This window comes from Haloterrigena salifodinae (assembly GCF_003977755.1).
Classification (GTDB): domain Archaea; phylum Halobacteriota; class Halobacteria; order Halobacteriales; family Natrialbaceae; genus Haloterrigena; species Haloterrigena salifodinae.
Genome location: NZ_RQWN01000001.1, coordinates 543,213 through 562,824 on the forward strand (window position 1 = coordinate 543,213; position 19,612 = coordinate 562,824).

General features: G+C 65.4%; 19 protein-coding genes. 10 read left to right on the forward strand and 9 right to left on the reverse strand.

Going from position 1 to position 19,612, the window contains the following annotated elements; genetic code table 11:
• Window positions 1-109: 109 nt before the first annotated feature.
• Complete coding sequence (locus EH209_RS02815; protein ID WP_126661449.1) at window positions 110-1,081, reverse strand: transcriptional regulator; 972 nt, start codon at window positions 1,079-1,081, stop codon at window positions 110-112.
• A gap of 213 nt (window positions 1,082-1,294) precedes the next feature.
• Here EH209_RS02815 and EH209_RS02820 point away from each other — a divergent pair, with 213 nt between their 5' ends.
• On the forward strand, window positions 1,295-2,587 hold the full coding sequence (locus EH209_RS02820) for a tRNA(Ile)(2)-agmatinylcytidine synthase (protein WP_126661450.1): 1,293 nt from the start codon (window positions 1,295-1,297) through the stop codon (window positions 2,585-2,587).
• Between the two features lie 9 nt (window positions 2,588-2,596).
• Here the strand turns inward: EH209_RS02820 and EH209_RS25245 are convergent, their stop codons facing one another.
• A complete protein-coding gene (locus EH209_RS25245; protein WP_449271907.1) occupies window positions 2,597-2,980 on the reverse strand; it encodes a DUF7577 domain-containing protein in 384 nt (127 codons plus the stop codon).
• A 91-nt stretch (window positions 2,981-3,071) separates the two neighbouring features.
• On the opposite strand from EH209_RS25245, the gene EH209_RS02825 reads away from it, so the two are divergent.
• Together EH209_RS02825 and EH209_RS02830 are read left to right on the forward strand one after the other, a co-directional pair.
• Window positions 3,072-4,283, forward strand: coding sequence for an outer membrane protein assembly factor BamB family protein (locus EH209_RS02825; protein ID WP_126661451.1), 1,212 nt, complete (start codon window positions 3,072-3,074; stop codon window positions 4,281-4,283).
• Complete coding sequence (locus EH209_RS02830; protein WP_126661452.1) at window positions 4,280-4,708, forward strand: hypothetical protein; 429 nt, start codon at window positions 4,280-4,282, stop codon at window positions 4,706-4,708. Before EH209_RS02825 ends, EH209_RS02830 begins: the two co-directional genes overlap by 4 nt.
• Window positions 4,709-4,745: 37 nt before the next feature.
• Here the strand turns inward: EH209_RS02830 and EH209_RS02835 are convergent, their stop codons facing one another.
• Both EH209_RS02835 and EH209_RS02840 read right to left on the reverse strand, forming a co-directional pair.
• Window positions 4,746-5,729 carry an arsenic resistance protein gene (locus EH209_RS02835; protein WP_126661453.1) on the reverse strand — a complete coding sequence of 328 codons (984 nt, stop codon included), beginning with the start codon at window positions 5,727-5,729 and terminating at the stop codon, window positions 4,746-4,748.
• Between the two features lie 193 nt (window positions 5,730-5,922).
• Window positions 5,923-6,126 (reverse strand): VNG_1110C family protein, encoded by a 204-nt coding sequence (locus EH209_RS02840; RefSeq protein WP_126661454.1) that lies wholly within the window; start codon window positions 6,124-6,126, stop codon window positions 5,923-5,925.
• 238 nt (window positions 6,127-6,364) lie between these two features.
• On the opposite strand from EH209_RS02840, the gene EH209_RS02845 reads away from it, so the two are divergent.
• The 4 genes from EH209_RS02845 to EH209_RS02860 all read left to right on the forward strand — a co-directional run bounded on the left by EH209_RS02845 (window position 6,365) and on the right by EH209_RS02860 (window position 11,421).
• Complete coding sequence (locus tag EH209_RS02845) at window positions 6,365-7,474, forward strand: OBG GTPase family GTP-binding protein (RefSeq protein ID WP_126661455.1); 1,110 nt, start codon at window positions 6,365-6,367, stop codon at window positions 7,472-7,474.
• A 110-nt stretch (window positions 7,475-7,584) separates the two neighbouring features.
• The gene (locus EH209_RS02850) at window positions 7,585-8,781 is read left to right on the forward strand and encodes an MFS transporter (protein WP_126661456.1); all 1,197 of its coding nucleotides are present in this window, start codon (window positions 7,585-7,587) and stop codon (window positions 8,779-8,781) included.
• A gap of 126 nt (window positions 8,782-8,907) precedes the next feature.
• Window positions 8,908-10,578, forward strand: coding sequence for a Na+/H+ antiporter NhaC family protein (locus EH209_RS02855; RefSeq protein WP_126661457.1), 1,671 nt, complete (start codon window positions 8,908-8,910; stop codon window positions 10,576-10,578).
• Window positions 10,579-10,626: 48 nt separating this feature from the next.
• Window positions 10,627-11,421, forward strand: a complete 795-nt coding sequence (locus tag EH209_RS02860; RefSeq protein ID WP_126661458.1) for a VOC family protein — start codon at window positions 10,627-10,629, stop codon at window positions 11,419-11,421.
• A 145-nt stretch (window positions 11,422-11,566) separates the two neighbouring features.
• Here the strand turns inward: EH209_RS02860 and EH209_RS02865 are convergent, their stop codons facing one another.
• Window positions 11,567-11,770 carry a DUF7576 family protein gene (locus tag EH209_RS02865; protein WP_126661459.1) on the reverse strand — a complete coding sequence of 68 codons (204 nt, stop codon included), beginning with the start codon at window positions 11,768-11,770 and terminating at the stop codon, window positions 11,567-11,569.
• Between the two features lie 302 nt (window positions 11,771-12,072).
• Entirely contained in the window at window positions 12,073-13,356 is a 1,284-nt protein-coding gene (locus tag EH209_RS02870) for a Cdc6/Cdc18 family protein (RefSeq protein WP_126661460.1), read from the reverse strand.
• 645 nt (window positions 13,357-14,001) lie between these two features.
• On the opposite strand from EH209_RS02870, the gene EH209_RS23855 reads away from it, so the two are divergent.
• Complete coding sequence (locus EH209_RS23855; RefSeq protein WP_164721987.1) at window positions 14,002-14,178, forward strand: DUF7563 family protein; 177 nt, start codon at window positions 14,002-14,004, stop codon at window positions 14,176-14,178.
• Between the two features lie 207 nt (window positions 14,179-14,385).
• Here EH209_RS23855 and EH209_RS02875 read toward each other — a convergent pair whose 3' ends face one another.
• From EH209_RS02875 to EH209_RS02885, 3 genes are all read right to left on the reverse strand, one after another.
• Window positions 14,386-14,634 (reverse strand): Sec-independent protein translocase subunit TatA/TatB, encoded by a 249-nt coding sequence (locus EH209_RS02875; protein WP_126661461.1) that lies wholly within the window; start codon window positions 14,632-14,634, stop codon window positions 14,386-14,388.
• A gap of 272 nt (window positions 14,635-14,906) precedes the next feature.
• Window positions 14,907-16,235: an FAD-dependent oxidoreductase gene (locus EH209_RS02880; RefSeq protein WP_126661462.1), complete on the reverse strand. Its 1,329-nt coding sequence runs from the start codon at window positions 16,233-16,235 to the stop codon at window positions 14,907-14,909.
• Between the two features lie 129 nt (window positions 16,236-16,364).
• Window positions 16,365-17,660 carry a DUF389 domain-containing protein gene (locus EH209_RS02885; RefSeq protein WP_126661463.1) on the reverse strand — a complete coding sequence of 432 codons (1,296 nt, stop codon included), beginning with the start codon at window positions 17,658-17,660 and terminating at the stop codon, window positions 16,365-16,367.
• A gap of 245 nt (window positions 17,661-17,905) precedes the next feature.
• Here EH209_RS02885 and EH209_RS02890 point away from each other — a divergent pair, with 245 nt between their 5' ends.
• A complete protein-coding gene (locus EH209_RS02890; protein ID WP_008894658.1) occupies window positions 17,906-18,190 on the forward strand; it encodes a DUF357 domain-containing protein in 285 nt (94 codons plus the stop codon).
• 401 nt (window positions 18,191-18,591) lie between these two features.
• The gene (locus EH209_RS02895; RefSeq protein WP_008894657.1) at window positions 18,592-19,563 is read left to right on the forward strand and encodes a transcription initiation factor IIB; all 972 of its coding nucleotides are present in this window, start codon (window positions 18,592-18,594) and stop codon (window positions 19,561-19,563) included.
• Window positions 19,564-19,612 lie beyond the last annotated feature (49 nt).

Sequence of the window (19,612 nt, forward strand, 5' to 3'; positions counted from 1 at the left end):
CGCGGCTCGAGGTGTAGGTGTAACTCGGTTCCGAGAACGAAGGCGAGAAGACGGCGAGGCTGACGAACGTGGCGGAACGGAAACGGGAATGGGGACGGGAACAGCGACCTCAGGCTGCCTCTTCGTGTTCGGCGCGCTCCCGGATGACCTTCCGCAGTTCGGCCGCGTCGTGGAGTTGCTCGAGTTCCTCGCGTTCGACCAGCGCGGTGCCGTCGACGGACTCCTGTTTGGCGCGGTCGACGACGTAGACCGAGTGGGTGTGGGTGACGTGGCCGATCGAACTCATGATTCGGGCACGCTTCTCCGCGGCCTTCGTGAACTCGGAGTGGCCGGTGAGCACGACGTCGTCGTCCTTCTCTTCCTCCTCGTGGCTGACGGCTTTAAACGGCGAGCGAAGCGTCGGATGGACCTCGTAGCCGGCCCGTGTGAGGACGGCGACGACCTCCTCGTCGTCGGGGTCGGCTTCGGGGTCGTCCGGCGTCGCCTCCGTCTCGTGGACGTCGTCGGCCCCCTCGAGAACGGAGACCGGACTCGTGAGCGGCGCGCCGAACAGGTTCTCGAGTTCCATCGCGACCTCGACGGAGGCGTTCATGCCGTCCTCGTACTTCGAGACGGTCCGGCGGGAGACGCCGAGTTCGTTAGCCAGTTGGCCGAGACTCCAGTCTCTGTCCTGTCGTTCGTCGGCGAGCAAGTCGCCGTCGATGTTGACGTAGAGGCCGCCGGGGGCCGCGTAGATCAGCGGCGGCACCTCCTCGATGAACAGGTTGTATGCCGTGTCGGGGCTGAGGACGGGGACACCATGTCGGAAGTAAACCACATCGGGTTTGAGGTCCTCGTCGCGACTCCGTAGGCCGATGACCAGCGGGGTCGCGTTGAGATAGGTTCCGAGTCGTCGCATCTCGTGGCCCGTCGCCTCGTTGAACGCGTCGATGTTACCGAGGATCTTGACCAGAATGAGATCCTCTCCCCGGCGCGCAGCGATGTCGAAACTCTTCGGCCGGATCGCACACCGGTCGCTAACCACAAATCCCGCGTCCTCTAACATCGCGGTTACGTTGCCGACCAGTGCGGAGCGGGACATAGGGGGATGTAAGCTATTCCTCGTATAAGACGCTTTCCCCGGGATGTCCGGGTGCCGTGTCGCGGTTCGTCCCCGCACCGGCAGTATACTTATATAGGGGTTTCCGTTCTCCGGGGGGATAGGTCCGCCGTCCGACTCGATTCGTCGCTCGTCGCGGCGTCGGCGCTGCTCCGTCCCGAAAGGTGTTACCCGACGCCAGCCCAATCGCCGGCGATGACCGTCGTCGGACTCGACGATACCGACTCCCGCGACCGCGGGATGTGTACGACCTACGTCGCCGCGCGGGTCGCCGAGCGACTGCGCCGTGAGGGGTGTGCGGTCGAGCGCTGCCTGCTCGTGCGGCTCAATCCCGCCGTCGAGTACAAGACGCGAGGGAACGCCGCGCTAGCGATTCACACCGACGCCGACCCCGATCAGGCGTTCGACGTCGCCCGCGAGCGCCTCGAGGCGCTGGCCGAAACCGCCGACGAGCGAACTCATCCGGGGCTGGTCGTCGCCGACAGCGCACCCGCCGCCGTGGCCGACGAGGTGAGCGCGTTCACCCGGCGGGCGATCCGGGACCACCTCGAGATTCGCGACGCCGTCGACCTCCTCGAGCGCCGCGGCTACCGCTCGTGGCACACCGGCGATGGCCGCGGCCGGATCGGCGCGCTGGCCGCCGTCGGCGCCTGGAACGCCCTCGAGGAATGGACCTACGAGCACATCTCTTACCGCGAGTCCGACCGCTGGGGGACGCCCCGCGAGATCGTCCGCGAGAGCGTCTTCACCGCCGCCAATCGGGGCTACCCCGAGGTCTGGGACACGGTCGACCGCGACGAGGACGAGACCGTCTGCGTCCCCCACACGCCCGGGCCGATCCTCCACGGGATCCGCGGCGACAACCCCGACGCCGTCCGCGGCGTCGCCGACCGCATTAAGGGAGAACCCGTCGCCTCGAGCCAGCTGTTCGTAACCAATCAGGGGACGGACGTCCACCTGCGAGACGCGAACCTGGCGGCCATCCAGGACGGCCGCGCCTACCGGATCGACGGCCGGGTCGTGAGCGAGCCCGAGACGCGCCGCGGCGGGCACGTCTTCGTCGCGCTCGAGAGCGCGGCTGCCAATCGCTCGGACGACCAGCGGCGGCGCCTCGAGTGCGCCGCGTTCGAGCCGACGAAACGGTTTCGCAACCGCATCCGGGCGCTCCGGGTCGGCGACCGGCTCACCGTCTGCGGCGAGGTCTCGAGGGGGACGCTCAAACTCGAGAAGTTCGCGGTTCGGGACCTCGTGACGACCGAGCGCGTGACGCCGACCTGTCCCGACTGCGAGCGCCGGATGAAGAGCGCCGGCCAGAATCAGGGGTATCGGTGCCGGGACTGCGGGACGAGCGCCGACGGGAAGGCGGAGCGCCCGCTCGAGCGCGACCTCGAAATCGGCTGGTACGAGGTGCCGCCGTGTGCGCGCCGCCACATCGCGAAGCCGCTGGTTCGCGGTGGGTTCGACGCGCCGACCCATCCCGAGCGGTAATCTCGAGCGTCAGACGATGTCCCGTCGACTGGGAGCGGCGCTCGAGGTGGTTCTGACGGCGGAACCGGGTAGTTCCTCGACGCAGTTCAGACAGAACCTGTCGCCGAGGTCGTTTTCGGCGCCGCAGTCGAGGCAGACGACCGTCTCCGCGTCCCGGTCAACGGTCGCCGCCCGCTCAACGTCGGGACCGATCCGAGCCGAGCCGGACAGTAGCGCCTGAGAGCCCCGGCGAGCGACAGGTGGACGGCGAACAGCAGCACGGATCCCAGGACGACTGTGTTCGGGTCTATACCTGCCAGGAGATAACGCCGAAATCCATTTGAATGTGGCGACGGGAGATTTATTACCGGCGGTCTGGGAACCAATATTCGACGCTTCGATCGGTTCCGTCAGTTATCGGCCCCGATCGATTCGGGCAGTTATTTCGCAGGTCAACACGGTCCGAAAGAAGAAATGATATGCTAGCGATATCTATGTGCCGAGTATGGCTTCAGTACTAACCCGCCGTCGACTCCTCGGCGCGGCGGGCGGGTCCTTGCTCGGTGCCTTCCTCCTCGGTCCTCGCGTCGGCGGCTCGGATCACGTCGATCCGGATCCCGAGTCGGGGTGGCACCAGCCCCGCACGGACGCGAGAAACGTCGCGCGGACGGCCGATCCCGGTCCCGGATCGGACGGACGGATCGGGTGGGACCACTCGCTCGATGCCCACCGTCGGTTCGAGCACGCCGGCCTCGCCCTCGTCGACGGGACGCTCCTCGTTCCGACCCACCGATCGCTTCGGGCGATCGACGTCGAGAGCGGCGCGGAACGATGGCGGTACGCGTACCAGGATTTATCGGTTGGCCCGTTCGACCGTCCGCAACTCGAGACGGAGCCGCGGATCCGCGACGGCGTCGTCTACCTGGCGTTTCAGGCCGACGTCTGCGCGCTCGAACTCGATTCGCAGCGACTTCGCTGGCGCTACAGTCTCGACGGCAGCGTCGACGGGCTGCACCTGTTCGGGAACACAGCGTACGTGACGGGCCACCTCGACGGCGAGGACCGGCTGCTCGCCCTCGATGCGAACACCGGCCTCGAGCGCTGGCGAAAAACCGGACGCGTGATCCCGCTGGCCGCCCGCAGCGGGCTGCTCGTCGGCGCTCGCTACGAGAGCGGACGGCTGCTCGGACTCGAGCCCGAAACCGGCACCCGACGCTGGATGAGCGACGCCGCGATCGGCGTCGCGACGCTGAACCGGGGCTTGGTCGCCGCGGTCGACGATCTCGTCGTCGGGATCGAATCGAACGGCGACCTGACCGCCCTCGAGGCGGACGCCGGCGAGCGTCGCTGGACCGTCTTCGACGACGTCGGCGACCCGAACACGTACCGGCGTTCCGTCGCCGTCGATCCGTCCGACCGAGCGATCTACCGGTCCCGTCCGGACGCGGGCACGATTTCCCGGATCGATTTCGCGGGCGACGAGGAGTGGCGGACCGACGAATCGGCCCTCGAGTTCGGCGTCAGCGTCGGCGGCGGGACCGTCTACGCGTCGACGACCGACGGCCTGCTCGCGCTCGAGGCCGACGCCGGTGACGAGCGGTTCCGCGTTTCGGTCGACCCCGACGGAACCGACCCTCTCGGCGGTACGCCGTTGATCGCCGACGACCGCGTCTACCACCTGCTCGGCGAGACGGTCTACGAGGTGACTCCGCGGTGAGCCGCGCAACCGCGGCCCTAAAGAAAGCCGGATGGACGCTTCTGTTCGCGTTTCTCGTCGCACCGGCGGTCGCGCCGATCCGGGGCCTGCTCGAGTCGGCGGCCGAACTCGCGGGCGGACCCCGGTTGGACTGGCTCGCGATAGGCCTCCTGTTGCTCGTCGGGTTCGTCCTCGCGGAAACGTACGACGGGCCGATCGCGCTGTTGTTGCCGACCGCGTTGCTGGTGGCGATTCTGTACGCCGCCGTGCAGTGGCTCGTCGGGTTCCGGGGAGCGAACGCGATCTCGCTGCGGCTGCTGGCGGCTGCCGGACTCGGCTACCTCGCCGCGCTCACCGGCGCGATCGCGATCGTGTTCGAGACGGACCTCCGCCACCGTCTCGCGGCGCACCTCGGGGACGAGACTGTCGACCCGAACGCGGAGTGACCGCCAGGCACGCGGACACTCGCTCGGCGCCCCGGGATCACCCCGGCGCCCGGTCGAGACGATCCCAACCGCGGGCCTCGATCCGGCGCAACAGGTTCGCGACCACCGACAGTAGCGGCAACTCGAGCAGCGGGCCGATCACCAGCGCGAGTGCGATCAGTGGTTCGTTCGGGAAGGCGACGACGGCGATGGCCAGCGCCGTCGGCGAGTTTCGCGAGAGGACCGTACAGTTGAAGCAGGCGACTTCGCGATAGGAGAAGTCGAGCAGCCGGCCAATCGCGAGCCCGAGCGAGAAGTTGACGGCGTAGAACGCGAGCAGCGGCGCCGCGAGCAGGACCAGCACGTCCGGCCGCTCGAGGACGAGCCGTCCCTGCGAGGCGAACATCGCGGCGACCGCGAGCGCGAGAAAGACGATCTGGACGGGCCCGAGTTTCGGCAGGAAGACGTCCGTCAGCCACCGGCGACCTCGCAGCGCCGTCAGGCCGTACCGCGCGACGGCGGCGAGGACCAGCGGGACGACCAGCACCAGCGCGATCCCCTCGAGGAGAATCCCCAGTCGGAGGTCGACGAGCGTGCCCGCGAACGCGTAGAGGTAGACCGGGAGCAAGACCAACTGAAGCACGAGGTTGTACGGTAACAGCGACGTCGCCAGCGGGACGTCCCCGTTGGCCAGATCGGTGAAAATGAGGTACCAGTCGGTACAGGGGGTGACGAGCAACATGAGCAGCCCGACCCACAGCGCCGGGTGATCGGCGAGGAAGACGGCGCCGAGCGCCACCGCCAGCAGCGGGTTCCAGACGAAGTTCACCGCGAGACTCGAGCCGACGACGCGGCGGTTCCCGAAGGCCCGCTGCAGACCCTCGAGTGGGATGCCAGCGAAGGAGGCGAACAACATCACCATTAGGAACGGGAAGATGAGCCGGTCGGCGAGGGCGGGGACGCCGGACACCTGCGCGGCCCCGAGGCCGACGGCGATCCCCGCCATCACGAACAGCGTCTGGAACCGTTCGAAGACGTTCACGACCGCCGCTACGGCGGGTTCAACTGAGTGCGTGTCGGTCTCTCGAGTCCGCTCGTAGAGCGACTGCGAAACTGAGAGGGGCGAAAAGCGAGGCGTGAAGACGCGAACAGTGAGACGAAAACCGGGAAACAGGGGATGAGAGACGACAAGAGAGGCGAGGGACGAGGATCGGAGTTGCAGCCGTGGCGCGGACTTAGCGCATCGTAACGCCGCGGCGCGCGAGGTACTCGCTGGCGGCCTTGATCTCGACGGGGCTCCCGATAACGCGACACTGACGGTCTCCCTCCGGGACGACCGTTACGGTAAACTTGTCGGAAAGCGGTGGCTCGACGGCGTCGAGGGTCTCCCGAGGGAGGACGATCTGCGTGCTGTCGCGAAGCCGCGCCGCGTTTGGCATTATCCGAATGGTCAGCCGGGTATCGTTTATACCCGTCGAAACTGCCGTCGGTTGTACGACAGATCGATCGACCGTCGTCGTTCGAATCCGCTTGAGGGCCCGTTATACGACGGTTTCCGTTCCGTTTGCCGATCGGTCCGGACACCAGTCGACCGGTTCGAACGCTCGACGGGAACGGCGACCGTGCGACGGTGCGCATGGAAAGTGTTTTTCGGCGCGGGCAGTTGGATACTGACAAATGGGGCTCGAGGAGGATATCGAGGAGATCGAAGAAGAAATCGCCAACACGCCCTACAACAAGTCGACGGAGGCCCACATCGGCCGGCTGAAGTCCAAGCTCGCGGAGAAAAAGGAGAAGCTCCAGAACCAGAGTTCGGCCGGGGGCGGCACTGGCTACTCCGTCGAGAAACACGGCGACGCCACCGTCGCGCTGGTCGGCTTTCCGAGCGTCGGCAAGTCGTCGCTGCTGAACTCGATGACCAACGCCGAAAGCGAGACTGGCTCCTACGAGTTCACGACGCTGGACGTCAACCCCGGAATGCTCCAGCACCGCGGGGCGAACATCCAGATGCTGGACGTCCCCGGGCTGATCGAGGGCGCGGCGTCGGGCAAGGGCGACGGCCAGCAGGTGCTGGCGGTCGTCCGCAACGCCGACCTCATCGTCTTCATGCTCTCGGTGTTCGAGATCGATCAGTACGACCGCCTGCAGGAGGAGCTGTACGACATCAACATCCGCGTCGACCGGGAGCCGCCGCGGGTGACTGTGCGGCCGAAGATCAAGGACGGCATCAAGATCACCTCGAGCACGGACCAGGACCTAGACGAGGAGACCATCAAGCACGTCCTCCGCGAGCACGGCTACGTCAACGCCGTCGTCAACCTCCAGGAGAACGTCACGATCGACCGCCTGGTCGATGGCCTGATGGAGAACCGCGAGTACATCCCCTCGATCACCTGCGTGAACAAGGTCGACCTGATCGAACCCGACTACAAGGAGACCGTCGACGAGCAGTTATGCGAGCGCGACCTCGATCCCGAGGAGGTCACGTTCATCAGCGCCGAGCAGGAGAGGGGCCTCGAAGTGCTCAAGGACCGCATCTGGGAGAACCTGGGCCTGATCCGCGTCTACATGGACAAACCCGGTCGCGGTATCGACTGGGAGGAGCCGCTGGTCATCGAGCGGGGGACGACCGTCGGCGAGGCCATCGAGAAACTCGGCGGCGAGATGGAAGAGCGGTTCCGCTTCGCCCGCGTCACGGGCCCCAGCGCCACCCACGACCAACAGCAGGTCGGGAAGGACCACGTCCTCGAGGACGAGGACGTGCTGAAACTGATCCTTCGCCGATAGGTTGTTCACAGGAACGCCGACACGACGCACCGTTATCGCGAGCCGGCGTCCGGATAACAACACTGAATAGCGCGACCGAGGACCGACACTCTAGGTGACTATTACCGACTGTGTCCTCTATTTCGAATCCGAAACGCGTTATTAGCGACCTCTCGAGCGACGGCCGCGGAAAGATACTCCTCTCCGTCGCCTTCGGCTGGTTTCTGTCGATCAGCGTCCGGATGATCTACCCGGCGTTGTTGCCCCATATCCGTGGCACGTACTCGCTTACGCTCACGACGTCCGGCCTGCTCCTGTCGGTGCTCTGGATCGCCTACGCGTTCGGGCAGCTGCCAGGCGGCATCCTCGCAGACTGGATCGGTGAGCGTCTGCTGTTGATCGCGGGCTCCCTCCTCGCGGCGGCGATGCTCGCGCTCGTGATCGTCGTCAACTCGACGATCTTCCTGTTCCTCGCGACGGCCCTGTTTGGCGCCGGAACGGCGCTGTACGGCGTCTCGCGATTCACGATCCTGAACAAGATCTACCCCGACCAACTCGGCACGGCGACGGGCGCGACGATGGCCGCCGGTGACGTCGGGAACGCGGTAATGCCGCCGACCGCCGGGTTCATCGCGACCGCGCTTGCCTGGCAGTACAGCTTCGGCGCCGCCGTTCCGCTCTTTCTGCTCGCGGCCCTCAGCCTCTGGCTGACGCTTCCAAAACAGCCGTCAACGGCAGCGCCGCTGAGCGAGTCCCTCGACCTCGAGGACGTCGTTCCGACGCTGTCACAGCCGGTCGTCATCCGGGGAACCGCGCTGCTCGTGCTGTGGGCCGTCATCATTCAGGCGTTCATGGGGTTCTACCCGACGTATCTGATGAACGTAAAGGGCCTCCCGGCGCAGGTCGCGAACGTCCTGTTCGGCTTCTTCTTCGCGCTCGGCATCCTGATGAAGCCGATCGCCGGACGGGCCTACGATAGTATCGGCGTCCGGGCGCCCCTCCTCCTGATCATGGGGTCAGCCGGTCTAGCGCTTCTCGCGCTCCCCTTTGTCGGGGAGGTGTGGCTCTTCGGCTTGCTGACCGTGCTCGCGAGTAGCCTCCTGGGATTCGAAACGATCGTGATCTCCGATCTCACCCAGCGGCTGCCGGACGGCACGCAGGGGACGAACCTGGGTGCACTTCGGACGGTCTACCTCGCGCTCGGTGCGCTGAGTCCGGTCCTCTTCGGCGCGGTCGCCGATCGAGGGTACTTCGACGAGGCGTTCGTCGGGATCGCTGCTCTCGCCGGCGTCGTCGTCTGTATCGTGTTCGTCTCGGTCGAGTACTAGCCCGGTACGTGGAGCGGAGTCCTCGAGGAAGAGTCCGACCAGTCAACGAGAACTCAAAACCGAGTACTATTATCGAATGGTACTACAATCAGTGGCATTATCACGCAGTCGGCCAACCGATAACGTATGTCCGACTTCGGAGCGCTATCACTCATTCCGCCGCTGCTCGCGATCGGGCTCGCGATCGCGACGCGGCGACCGATGCTCTCGCTGTTTCTGGGCATCTGGTCGGGAGCGGTAATCTACACCGAGAGCCTCGGCATCGCACAGACGTTCGACTGGATCGTCGGCGCGATCATCGCCGACGACGGCTTCCACGTTCAGATCCTGCTGTTTACCATCCTGCTGGGATCGGGCGTCGCGCTCATCTGGCGCCTCGGCGGCGCGACCGCCGTCCGCGAGTGGGCGACGGCCCGTCTCGGCTCCCAGCGCGCGGTCGGAGTGACGACCTGGGGGCTTGGGATCGCGATGTTCTTTGACGACTACGCCAACACGGCCATCGTCGGTTCCACGATGCGCGAGATCTCCGACCAGTTGCACATTTCTCGCGAGAAACTCTCCTACATCGTCGACTCGACGGCCGCCCCCGTCGCGACGATCGGTCTCTCGAGTTGGGTCGCCTTCCAGCTCTCTCTGATCAGCGAGGCATACGACGGACTCGGGGCCGAGGGAGCGCCGACGGCCTTCGAGACGTTCTTCTGGTCGATCCCGTACAACACCTACGCCCTGCTGGCGATCGTGATGGTCGGCATCATCGTCATCACGCGCCGGGATTACGGCGAGATGCTCGACGCCGAACACCGCGCGTCCTCGACCGGTGCGGTCAGCCGCGAGGACGCCCAGCCGCTGCAGGAAGTCCAGAAGGACCTCGGCGAACCGATCGACGATCGGCCGATGTTGCGGACGTTCTTCGGGCCCGTGGTCGTCCTCATCGCGGTGACGCTCGCCGGCGCGTTCTGGACAGGGTACCAGTCGTGGATGTCGACGCAGGCCGAGGCGGGGGCTCCGACGACGATCGAGGGAGCCCTCGCAGAGGACGGGTTCGTCCAGGTGTTCGTCGACATCGTCGGCGCCGGGGACTTCGCCGGGGCGCTGGTCTGGGGCTCGTTCGCCATGGTCGCGACCGCCATCGCGATCGGGATCGCCTACGACCTGTTCGATCTCGGCACCGCCGTCGACACTATCCTCGACGGATTCCGGCTCATGCTAACGGCCGTGACGATCCTCGTGCTCGCATGGACGATCAGCGCCGTCGCGGAGGAACTCGGGACGGGCAGCTACGTAACGGGGATCGTCGGCGACGCAATCCCGGTCGAGTTACTTCCCGTCGTGATTCTGTTCGTCGCCGCCTTCATCGCGTTCACGATGGGGTCGTCGTGGGCGACGATGGGGATCGTGACGCCGATCGCCATCCAACTCGCCTACGACCTCACCGGGACGTTCGATATCATGCCAGTCATCGTCGGTGCGGTCTTCTCAGGTGCGATCTTCGGCGACCACGCGTCGCCGATCTCCGACACGACGGTGCTCTCGGCGACCTTCACCGGCGCGGACCTGATCGATCACGTGCGTACCCAACTGCCCTACGCCGCGACCGTCATGTTCGTCGTCGTGATCTGCTACCTGCTCAACGGCTACCTCGGCCTCTCGCCGCTGTTCTTCCTCCCGCTGGGCGTACTCCTGCTCGTCGGCCTCGTCCGCGTCCTCTCGGAACTCGACGCCGCGCGTAAGGGGCTTCACCCGATCGCCGCCGACTCGTTCGAGGGAGGCGCCGAGTCCGACCGTAGGACCGAGTAGACCGCCGGCTTCGCCACGTTTTTTGGGGTCGCAGGCGTCGTCTCGCGTATGGACGGAACGCTCGACCACACGATGATCCGCGTCTCGGATCTCGAGGAGTCGCTCGACTGGTACCAGACCCACCTCGAGTACGAGGAGAAGGATCGCTTCGAGGGCGACGGGTTCACGATCGTCTACCTCGGCCCCGAGGACATGCACGACGAGGGCGCCATGCTCGAGATCACCCACAACGAAGGCGAGGAGCCCGAGGTGGGCGACGCCTGGGGGCACATCGCCGTCCGCGTTCCCGACGGGGAACTCGAGGACTACTACCAGCAGTTGCTGGACGAGGGCGTCGACGATTACCGCGATCCCGAATCCTGCGGCGGCGACTACGCCTTCGTCAAGGATCCCGACGGCCACGAGATCGAGATCGTCCAGCGCGACCCCGACGAGGGCGCGCTGTGGTCGATCGACCACACCATGATCCGCGTCGAGGACGCCGACGAGGCGCTGGGCTTCTGGACCCGCAAGTTCGAGTACAACGAGGTCGGCCGCTGGGAGGCCGACACCTTCGCGAACTACTTCGTCGAGCCCCGCGACGCCGCTCCCGAGGCGATGTCCGTCGAACTCACCTACAACTACGACGGCCGCAGCTACGACATGGGCGATGCCTGGGGCCACCTCTGCGTCCGCGTCGACGACCTCCAGGAGGACTGGGAGGCCCTGCTCGAGCGCGAGGCGCCCGACTACCGGGACCCCGAGAGCAACGACAACATGTACGCCTTCACGACGGACCAGGACGGCCACGAGATCGAACTGATCGAGCGCGACCTCGAGGCCGACTCACTGTTCCCCTTCTGAGGCGGTCGTAACCGTACTGCGGTCTCTGCTTATCTGACGCGGTCACGGACCGGCGAGGAACGGGAAGCCAGTGGAGAAAACCGTCGCGGTCGGACGTCGTTGATCGACGAGAGGATTCGGTCTACCGAAGTGATCTGCAGTTCGGCTACTGTTGGTGTCTCTCGCGGGCCGCCTGCAGACACTCGTCGCTGCAGTAGTGATACTCGAACACGTCCGCACCGTCGCGAACTCGCCACGTCAGTCGTCGGTCGCGAGGCCCGATTTCGCATTCACAGGTGCGACACGCCGTCGTCTCGCGGAGTCGGTTGTGACTCGAGGGGAGTTCGGGTCCGCCGTAGCGGTGTTCCATACGGCGACTGGACGTCGGACCGACTAAGACGGTCGGGTGAATCACGGAACGCCTTATATCCGGGCCACCATTTCGAATTCGGCGGGTGAGGACGATGGACCTCGAGACGGCGGTCCGATAGGACACCCCTCGTTTTCAGTGAATGGTAGCTTTCGGAACGATCCGGAGCCGGCAGACACCCCTCGTTTTCAGTGAAGCGAGTTCGGAGCCGCGATGAAACGGAAACATCCTCGCAACGGCCGGATCGATCGGACACCCCTCGTTTTCAGTGAAAGGCGCCGACAAGCAGCAGCAGGACGCCGTTATATCGAGGATTCGGAGAGCGCGTCTAGAACGTTGCGCTGGTCGCTCGTAGACTCGAGGCAGGCGCTCATCACGACGTCGGGATCGTGCAGCAGGCGGTGGGTCCGGTAGCTGCCCTGTCCCTTGCCGCCGCCGGTGTGTCGGCTCTCGGTGATCTCCGGCAGCGTCCACTTCTTCATCAGATCGAGAACCCGCTGGTGGGTCAGCGACTCGCCAGCGACGACGTCGGCGATGACACAGTAGGTGTCGTAGACTTCGCCCGTCGAGAAGGAATCCGAGAGTTTGGACTTCGTCAGGTACGCCAGCGCGTAGAGGGCGTACCGGGAGTGGGGCGTCCCGTTCTTGATGACCTGAATGGAGCGGTTGAGGTCGCTGTACTCGTCGGCCTTGCGCACGTGGTCTTCGGTCACTCGATCGCTGCCGTCCTTCTCCGCGAGTTTGCCGGCCGAGCGGAGGATATCCAGCGCCCGGCGGGCGTCGCCGTGATCGCGGGCGGCGAGTGCCGAGGCCAGTTCGATCACGCCCGGTTCGAGGACGCCGTCCTTGAACGCGTCCTTGCGGCGCTCGAGGATCGCCTGCAGTTGGGTCGCGTCGTAGGGCGGGAAGATGATCGGATCGTCCTGGAAACTCGAGGCGACGCGCTCGTCGGGCGCGTCGGTGTAGTCGGTCTTGTTGCTGATCGCGACGACCGCGATGTAACAGCCCGTCTTGCCGGCCTCCTCGGAGCGGGAGAGCTTCGAGAGAATTTCGGCGGTGTCGTCGCCGAGTTTGTCGATCTCGTCTAAGATCACGATCAGCGAGTCCGACTCGTGGAGGAGGCCGTCGCCGTCCCAGAGCGCGTCGTAGTAGCGACTCGCGCCGACGCCGTCCTTGGGGATGTAGCGGTCGGGATCGATCGCGTCCCGGACCTCGAAGGCCATCTTGCGGGCGGCTCGCGTCTCCGTGTTGTACTGATCGCAGTCGACGTACGCGGCCGTTAGATCGGTCTCCTGCATCTGGGCGATGCCGCGTGCGCGGCCGGTAACGTGTTTGGCGACGAGTGACTTGCCGGTCCCCGTCTTCCCGAAGAGAAAGCCGCTCTCGGGCGGATCGCCGAAGGCCGCCGGTTTAAGTAGCGCCTCGACGGTCTCGATCTCGCGGTCGCGGCCGACGATGCGGTCCTTCTGGGGCACGTGCTGGGGCCGGAGGAGTTCCCGACGACGGAAGATAGACGTCGTTCCGTCCGCCATCGGATCGTCCTGGAGTTCCTCGATCGAGGGCGTCGGGATCGGATCAGTTCCCATTAGCCAAGACTTTCCCGACGCGAGTGATAAACGCACCGGACCGGATTTTCAGTGAAAGGCTCGAGACGGGCCACGAGAGTGAGTAACTCACTGATCGGGTCGCGGACGACGACGGTACACACACCCCTCGTTTTCAGTGAACAGCCGCGTAAGTGGGGATCCGTGATCCGCTCTTGGCTCGAGCCCCTTGATCGCGTTATTATATTATTTATTGTATCGGTAAAGTAGTAGTGTAGTTGTGTACTCACAGACGCTGAAAATACGCTTCAGTGAGCATTGCTTTCGCTCAGCGTTTCCTTTATACTACGGCTCAATCTTCGCACCCACGGGTTTTCGTTTTCACTGAAAACGAGGGGTGTGCCCGTCGTCGTTCTCCGTCCCGATCGCTCGAGCCGAACCGACGACTGTGTTGCGCCGAGTCTCCGCCGGAATCGTTGTGCGCGAGTGACAAGAGCGGTACGTCTCGGGTCGTTCACAACGCTCTCGGCGTCGGCGCGTTCCTCCCGGCAGCAGAACGGCCTCTGCGTATCGCCGCGCTCGAGTACACTCGAACAAACAGTCACTAGCTTCCGGCTACTCCCATCAACAACTTATGAAAACCACCGGTATGTTTATCGGCGTTTGCTCGAATGCGTGACGTAACTCATGCCAAGGTGTGGCAACTGCGACGCGTACGTAACGAGCGACTTCATTCGGGTGTTCGGCGTGAACGACAAGGTCCACGGCTGTCCGAACTGTTCGACGTACCGCGAACTCTCCGGCGGCAACGGCGCGGTTCGCGAACCCGAGACGGAACGCGAGGTCGGCGAACTCCACGTCTGAGCGGCTACGAACCATTTTTTCATGGCGGCGCGCTCGAGTCGTCACCGCTCGCTCTCGAGTTGTCGGAACAGGCTACCGCTCGAGCGCGCCGTCGAGTGCCGAGGCTGCGTTCGATGGAGCACACCCTCGCAAACGCGAGGGTGTAAATGATATTGGACGCGAGGAAATGGGACGACCGGTCGACGACGGCCGTTCTCGAGCGCGAGATTACGACTGCGTCTCGGTCGCCGTCTCCGTCTCGACGTCGGGGGCGGCGGTAGCGGCGTCGTTTCGGTACTCCTCGAGTTCCTGCTCGACTTTCGCCTGGCCTTTCTTGAACTCGCCGGTCGATTCGCCGATGGATCGCGCGAGTTTCGGGATCTTCTGTGCGCCGAACAGCAGGATCGCGACCCCGACGATGATCAGTAGTTCTGGGGCCCCGGGCGTCGGGACGAACAGCGGTGCGATCGATGTCACGTCTTGACTGCCTATCGGTGTGCATGTAGTCTTTTCCTCTCAACGGATCGCCCCCGGTCTGCGACCGCTCGGTCTACTCGTCCGTCCTCACGGGTGCTTCGGGCACGCTATCCGCCGAATCCGGCTCACTCTCCAGTTCGTTCCCCGGGAGCGCGCTCGGGCGTGACCGGATACTGACGCTTCGGCCGGTGAAAAGACAGAATCGAATCGACGTACTCCGATATCTCCGCCTCGTACTCGAGTGCTAGCCAGTGCGCGTTGAACGGCGCGGCTCAGTCGTCGGCCGCGGCCGGTTCGACTTCTTCGATACTCGAGTCAGCGCGCTCGAGGTCCTCCAGATACTCGTCGGCGTCCAGCGCGGCCTTCGAACCCATGCCGGCGGCCGTCACGGCCTGCTGGTAGTGGTAGTCGACGACGTCGCCGGCGCCGAAGATGCCGGGGACGGCGGTCTCGGTCTGGCCGCCGCCCGATCCGCCCTCGGTCTTCAGGTAGCCGTCGGCGTCCATCTCGACGCCGGTGCCCTCGAGGTAGTCGGTGTTTGGCGTGTGGCCGATGGCGAAGAAGACAGCGCCGACGTCGAACTCGAACTCGTCGGTCTCGGGGTCGTCGAGCCGGTCGGTGGGGTGGCCCTGCTCGTTTTCGACGAGGGTGACGTGGTCGACGCCCTCCTCCTGGGAGCCGTAGATCTCGATCAGCTCGGTGTTTTTCATGATCTCGATCTCACCCTCTTCGACCTTCTCCTCGACGCGGTCGACCCAGTAGTCCTCCGCGCGGAACTCGTCGCGGCGGTGGGCGATGTAGACGGTGTCGGCAAATTTCGTCAGGAAGGTGGCCTCCTCCATGGCGGCGTCGCCGCCGCCGACGACGAGCATGTCCTCACCGCGGAAGAACGCGCCGTCACAGGTCGCACAGGTCGAGAGTCCGTAGCCCATGAGTTCGTCCTCGCCGGGAATGCCGAGCGTCCGAGCGCTGGCGCCGGAGGCGGCGATGACGGCGTCGGCGGTGTAGGCGTCGCCGTTGGTCAACTCGACGCGGAACGGCCGCTGGTCCGAATCGACGGACTCGATGATGCCGTTCTTCAACTCGGCGCCGAACTGTTTGGCCTGCTCTTTCATGTTATTGACCAGTTCGGGCCCGCTGATCCCCTCGGGGAAGCCGGGGTAGTTCGCGACGTCCGTGGTGAGGGTGAGCTGGCCGCCGGGCTCGTCGCCCTCGATGACCAGCGGCTCGTTGTTCGATCGGCCGGCGTAGATCGCGGCGGTGAGGCCGGCGATCCCGGTGCCAGCGATGATCAGTTTGCGGTGCTCGAGGACCTCGCCGTCCTCGGTATCGTCCTCGATGCCGAGCTTCTCATCCAGTTCGCCGGTCTCGTCGAGCGCGCTGGTGTCGTCCCAGCCGCCGATGAGTTCGTCGTCGATGAACACTTCGGGCGCGGTCTTGCGGCCGTCGGCGCGCTCGACCATCTCCTCGAAGAGGTCGTCGTCGCCCGTGACGTTGTACGTCTCGTACTCGACGTCCTTGCTGTCGAACAGGTCCTTTGCCTTCTCGCAGTACGGACAGTCCTCTTTGGTATAGATTTCGACGCGAGGCTGCTCGCTCATGTATCTGGGTTGGGGTAGAGCGCCTAAACCCCTTGCGTTCTCAGCAATCTCAAGTGGTTGCTACGACGCGCCGGCGCCGTCGTTCGATCTCCGCTCGCGGTCGCGAGGCGTATCGCGTCTCGCTATTGCTTACGAAGCACGAGGCGCCCCACTCTCGACGAACTCGACGGTCACGGCCACGTCGCGGTCGGTCCGGTCCTCGAGGCCGGCCTCGAGGGTCGAGACGAGGGTCGGATACGGAACGTCAGCGGGTCGCTGGACGACGACGGTGACCGCCGGCTCACCGTCGGTCCCAGGACCGACGAACTCGGTGCGCACCTCGACGAGCTCGAGGTCGTCGTACGCGTCGTCCTCGAGGACGGTCCGCACCTCGTCGTTGACGGCGTTCTGGTGGCCGACGTACTGGCCGATGACCAACCCGCCGGCAGCGAAGACGAGCATGCCGACGACGGCGGCGATGAGGAGGGTATCGAGCCACTCGCCGGGAACGTTGTCACGGAGCGATCCCTGCGTCCAGCCGTCAGGCCGGTAGCCCAGATACCAGAAGACTGCGAGGCCGGCGAAGAGGATCGACGTGGCGTTGACGGCGACCAGCGCGCCGGCGCCGACGGCGACAGTCGTCTCGCCCCAGGCCAGCCCGATGCCGACCGCCGCGGCCGCCGGGATGAGCGCGACGGCGATCATCACGCCGACCAGCGAGACGGGGATTGCCGTCGCGAGGCCGAACGCACCGGCGGCGCCGGCGCAGACGCCGACCACAAGCGCGAGCAGCCCCGGCGAGATCCGGTTCTGGACCTGCACGATGGCCGTGATGTCGATCGTTGAGGGAACGATCCCGCCGGACCGGACCAACCACGCGAACGCGAAGGCGCTAGCGATGGCGACGACGAGCCCCATCGCCAGCGAGGTGAGTCCGCCGGCGATCATGTCGCGGTCGTCGAGCACGAGGCCGACGGTCCCCGTCAGCGCGGCGCTGACCTGCGGCGCGATCACCATCGAGCCGACGACGATCGCCGGCGAGTCCAGCAGCAAGCCCGCCGTCGCGACGATCGCGCTCAGAACCGTCATCGCGTAGTAGGTGACGCGACCAGGAGTCATGTTCAGCGCCCGCGTGCGGATCTCCTCGCGGGCGATGCTATCGTCTTCCTCCTGTCCGTTGACGTACCGTTCCTCGAGTTCCTCGATTCGCGGCGTCCGGGCCGTCTCGATCGAGGAGACGACGATGAAGTCGTCATCGACGCCGGCCTCGCGCAGCGACGTGAGCACGCTGTCGACCGCCTGGGTCGGGACCGGGAACGTGACGAGTTCGCCCTCCCCTCGGTCGCTGCTCTCGTTCGTTCGAACGTAATCGAGGCCCTCGTCCTCGAGCACGTCGAGCGCTGCGTCCCGTGTTTCGGCCGGGACGAACACCTGCAGTAGTCGCACTGGCGACGGAAACGAGTCGTCGCGTGATACCTATGCGGTCGTTATACTGTTGTTTCCGATCGTTTCTTCCCGGTTACCGTCGGAGTCGCGCGCGCCGCCGTGCCGGTGCTGCCGACGGTGGCGCGGCGTCGAGTCCCGGCTCCGCTTCCCCGTCAGTGATAGTGGAAGGCGACCCCCGGCGCCGATCCGCTGCTGCCAGCCGAGCGAGACAACGCACTTACGGTCTCGACCGACGAGTATCGACCATGGCTGCGGATCTCGAGGAGAAGACGGATCGCTACGGCGAGTTGCTCGCGGAGGCCCTCGAGGCGGCGTCGGTCGCGCCGCCGGAGGGGACCCCGATGGCCGAGGCGGCGGCCGAATGTTACGAGATGGCATCGTCGTACCTCGAGGACGGCCGTCACTTCCGCGAGGAGGACGACCTCGTCAACGCGCTGGCATCGTTCTCCTACGGCCACGCGTGGCTCGACGCGGGCGCTCGAGTCGGCCTGTTCGACGTGCCGACTGAGGGTCACCTATTTACGGTCTAGCGGTCCGCTCGCGGCCAGCGAGCCGCGTCGGCTTCGAGAGCGAGGAACCGGAGCACGGACGGCGAGACGCGATACCAATACATTTGGACACTACACTTCTGTAGCTCGCTGTTGTAGGATCAACTGCGATGATGGGACGCGCCAACCGAGTCGGGCCGAGTTCGCCGGCGGGTAACTCGCACTGCCGGATCGTCGGCGGAGTGCGTCGTCGCGGCACCCCTGGAATCCACACGAGTAACAGCAATATAACCGCAACATATATAATAGAAAATCCGAACAGTTTATAAGACAGGCGAAACCTTTATATGGTTTACGGCCTTACTCTATGTTAGCTGAGGCGACCGGGTTTCTTCTGGTTACCCCACCCGGGAGCCCCGAGTAACGCACCCGATACATACACCATGACAGACACTACCATCAAAACGTACTCAGGCGAGACGGAGAGCGAGGAGACGACCGAACAGTCGGGGGAGCAAGAGCGCTGCCCCGAGTGTGGCGGCCGAGTCGTATCGGACGCCGAACACGCTGAGACGGTCTGTGAAGACTGCGGTCTCGTCGTCGAGGAAGACGAGATCGACCGCGGCCCCGAGTGGCGGGCCTTTGACGCCGCCGAGAAGGACGAGAAGTCCCGCGTCGGCGCGCCGACGACGAACATGATGCACGACCAGGGCCTCTCGACGAACATCGGCTGGCAGGACAAGGACGCCTACGGGCGGGCCCTCTCGAGTCGCCAGCGCCAGAAGATGCAGCGTCTGCGCACCTGGAACGAGCGGTTCCGCACCCGCGACTCCAAGGAGCGCAACCTCAAGCAGGCGCTGGGCGAGATCGACCGGATGGCAAGCGCGCTCGGCCTCCCGGAGAACGTCCGCGAGACCGCCAGCGTGATCTACCGCCGCGCACTCGAGGAGGACCTGCTGCCGGGTCGTTCGATCGAGGGCGTCGCGACGGCCTCGCTGTACGCCGCCGCACGACAGGCCGGCACGCCGCGTAGCTTAGACGAGATCTCGGCCGTCAGCCGCGTCGAGAAGATGGAGCTGACCCGCACGTACCGGTACATCATCCGGGAACTCGGCCTCGAAGTCAAGCCGGCCGACCCCGAACACTACGTGCCGCGGTTCGTCAGCGACCTCGACCTCTCGGACGAGACCGAGCGCATGGCTCGCGAGTTGCTCGAGTCGGCCCGTCAGGAGGGCGTCCACAGCGGCAAGTCGCCGGTCGGCCTCGCGGCCGCCGCGGTCTACGCCGCCGCCCTGCTGACCAACGAAAAGGTTACCCAGAACGACGTCAGCGAAGTCGCCAGCATCTCCGAGGTCACGATCCGCAACCGCTACAAGGAGTTGCTCGAGGCCTCCGACACGGCAGCCCCAGCGTAAACGCCATGTTTCGGGGTCTGTCATCGGCGGTTTCGATTCGACCTCGGGT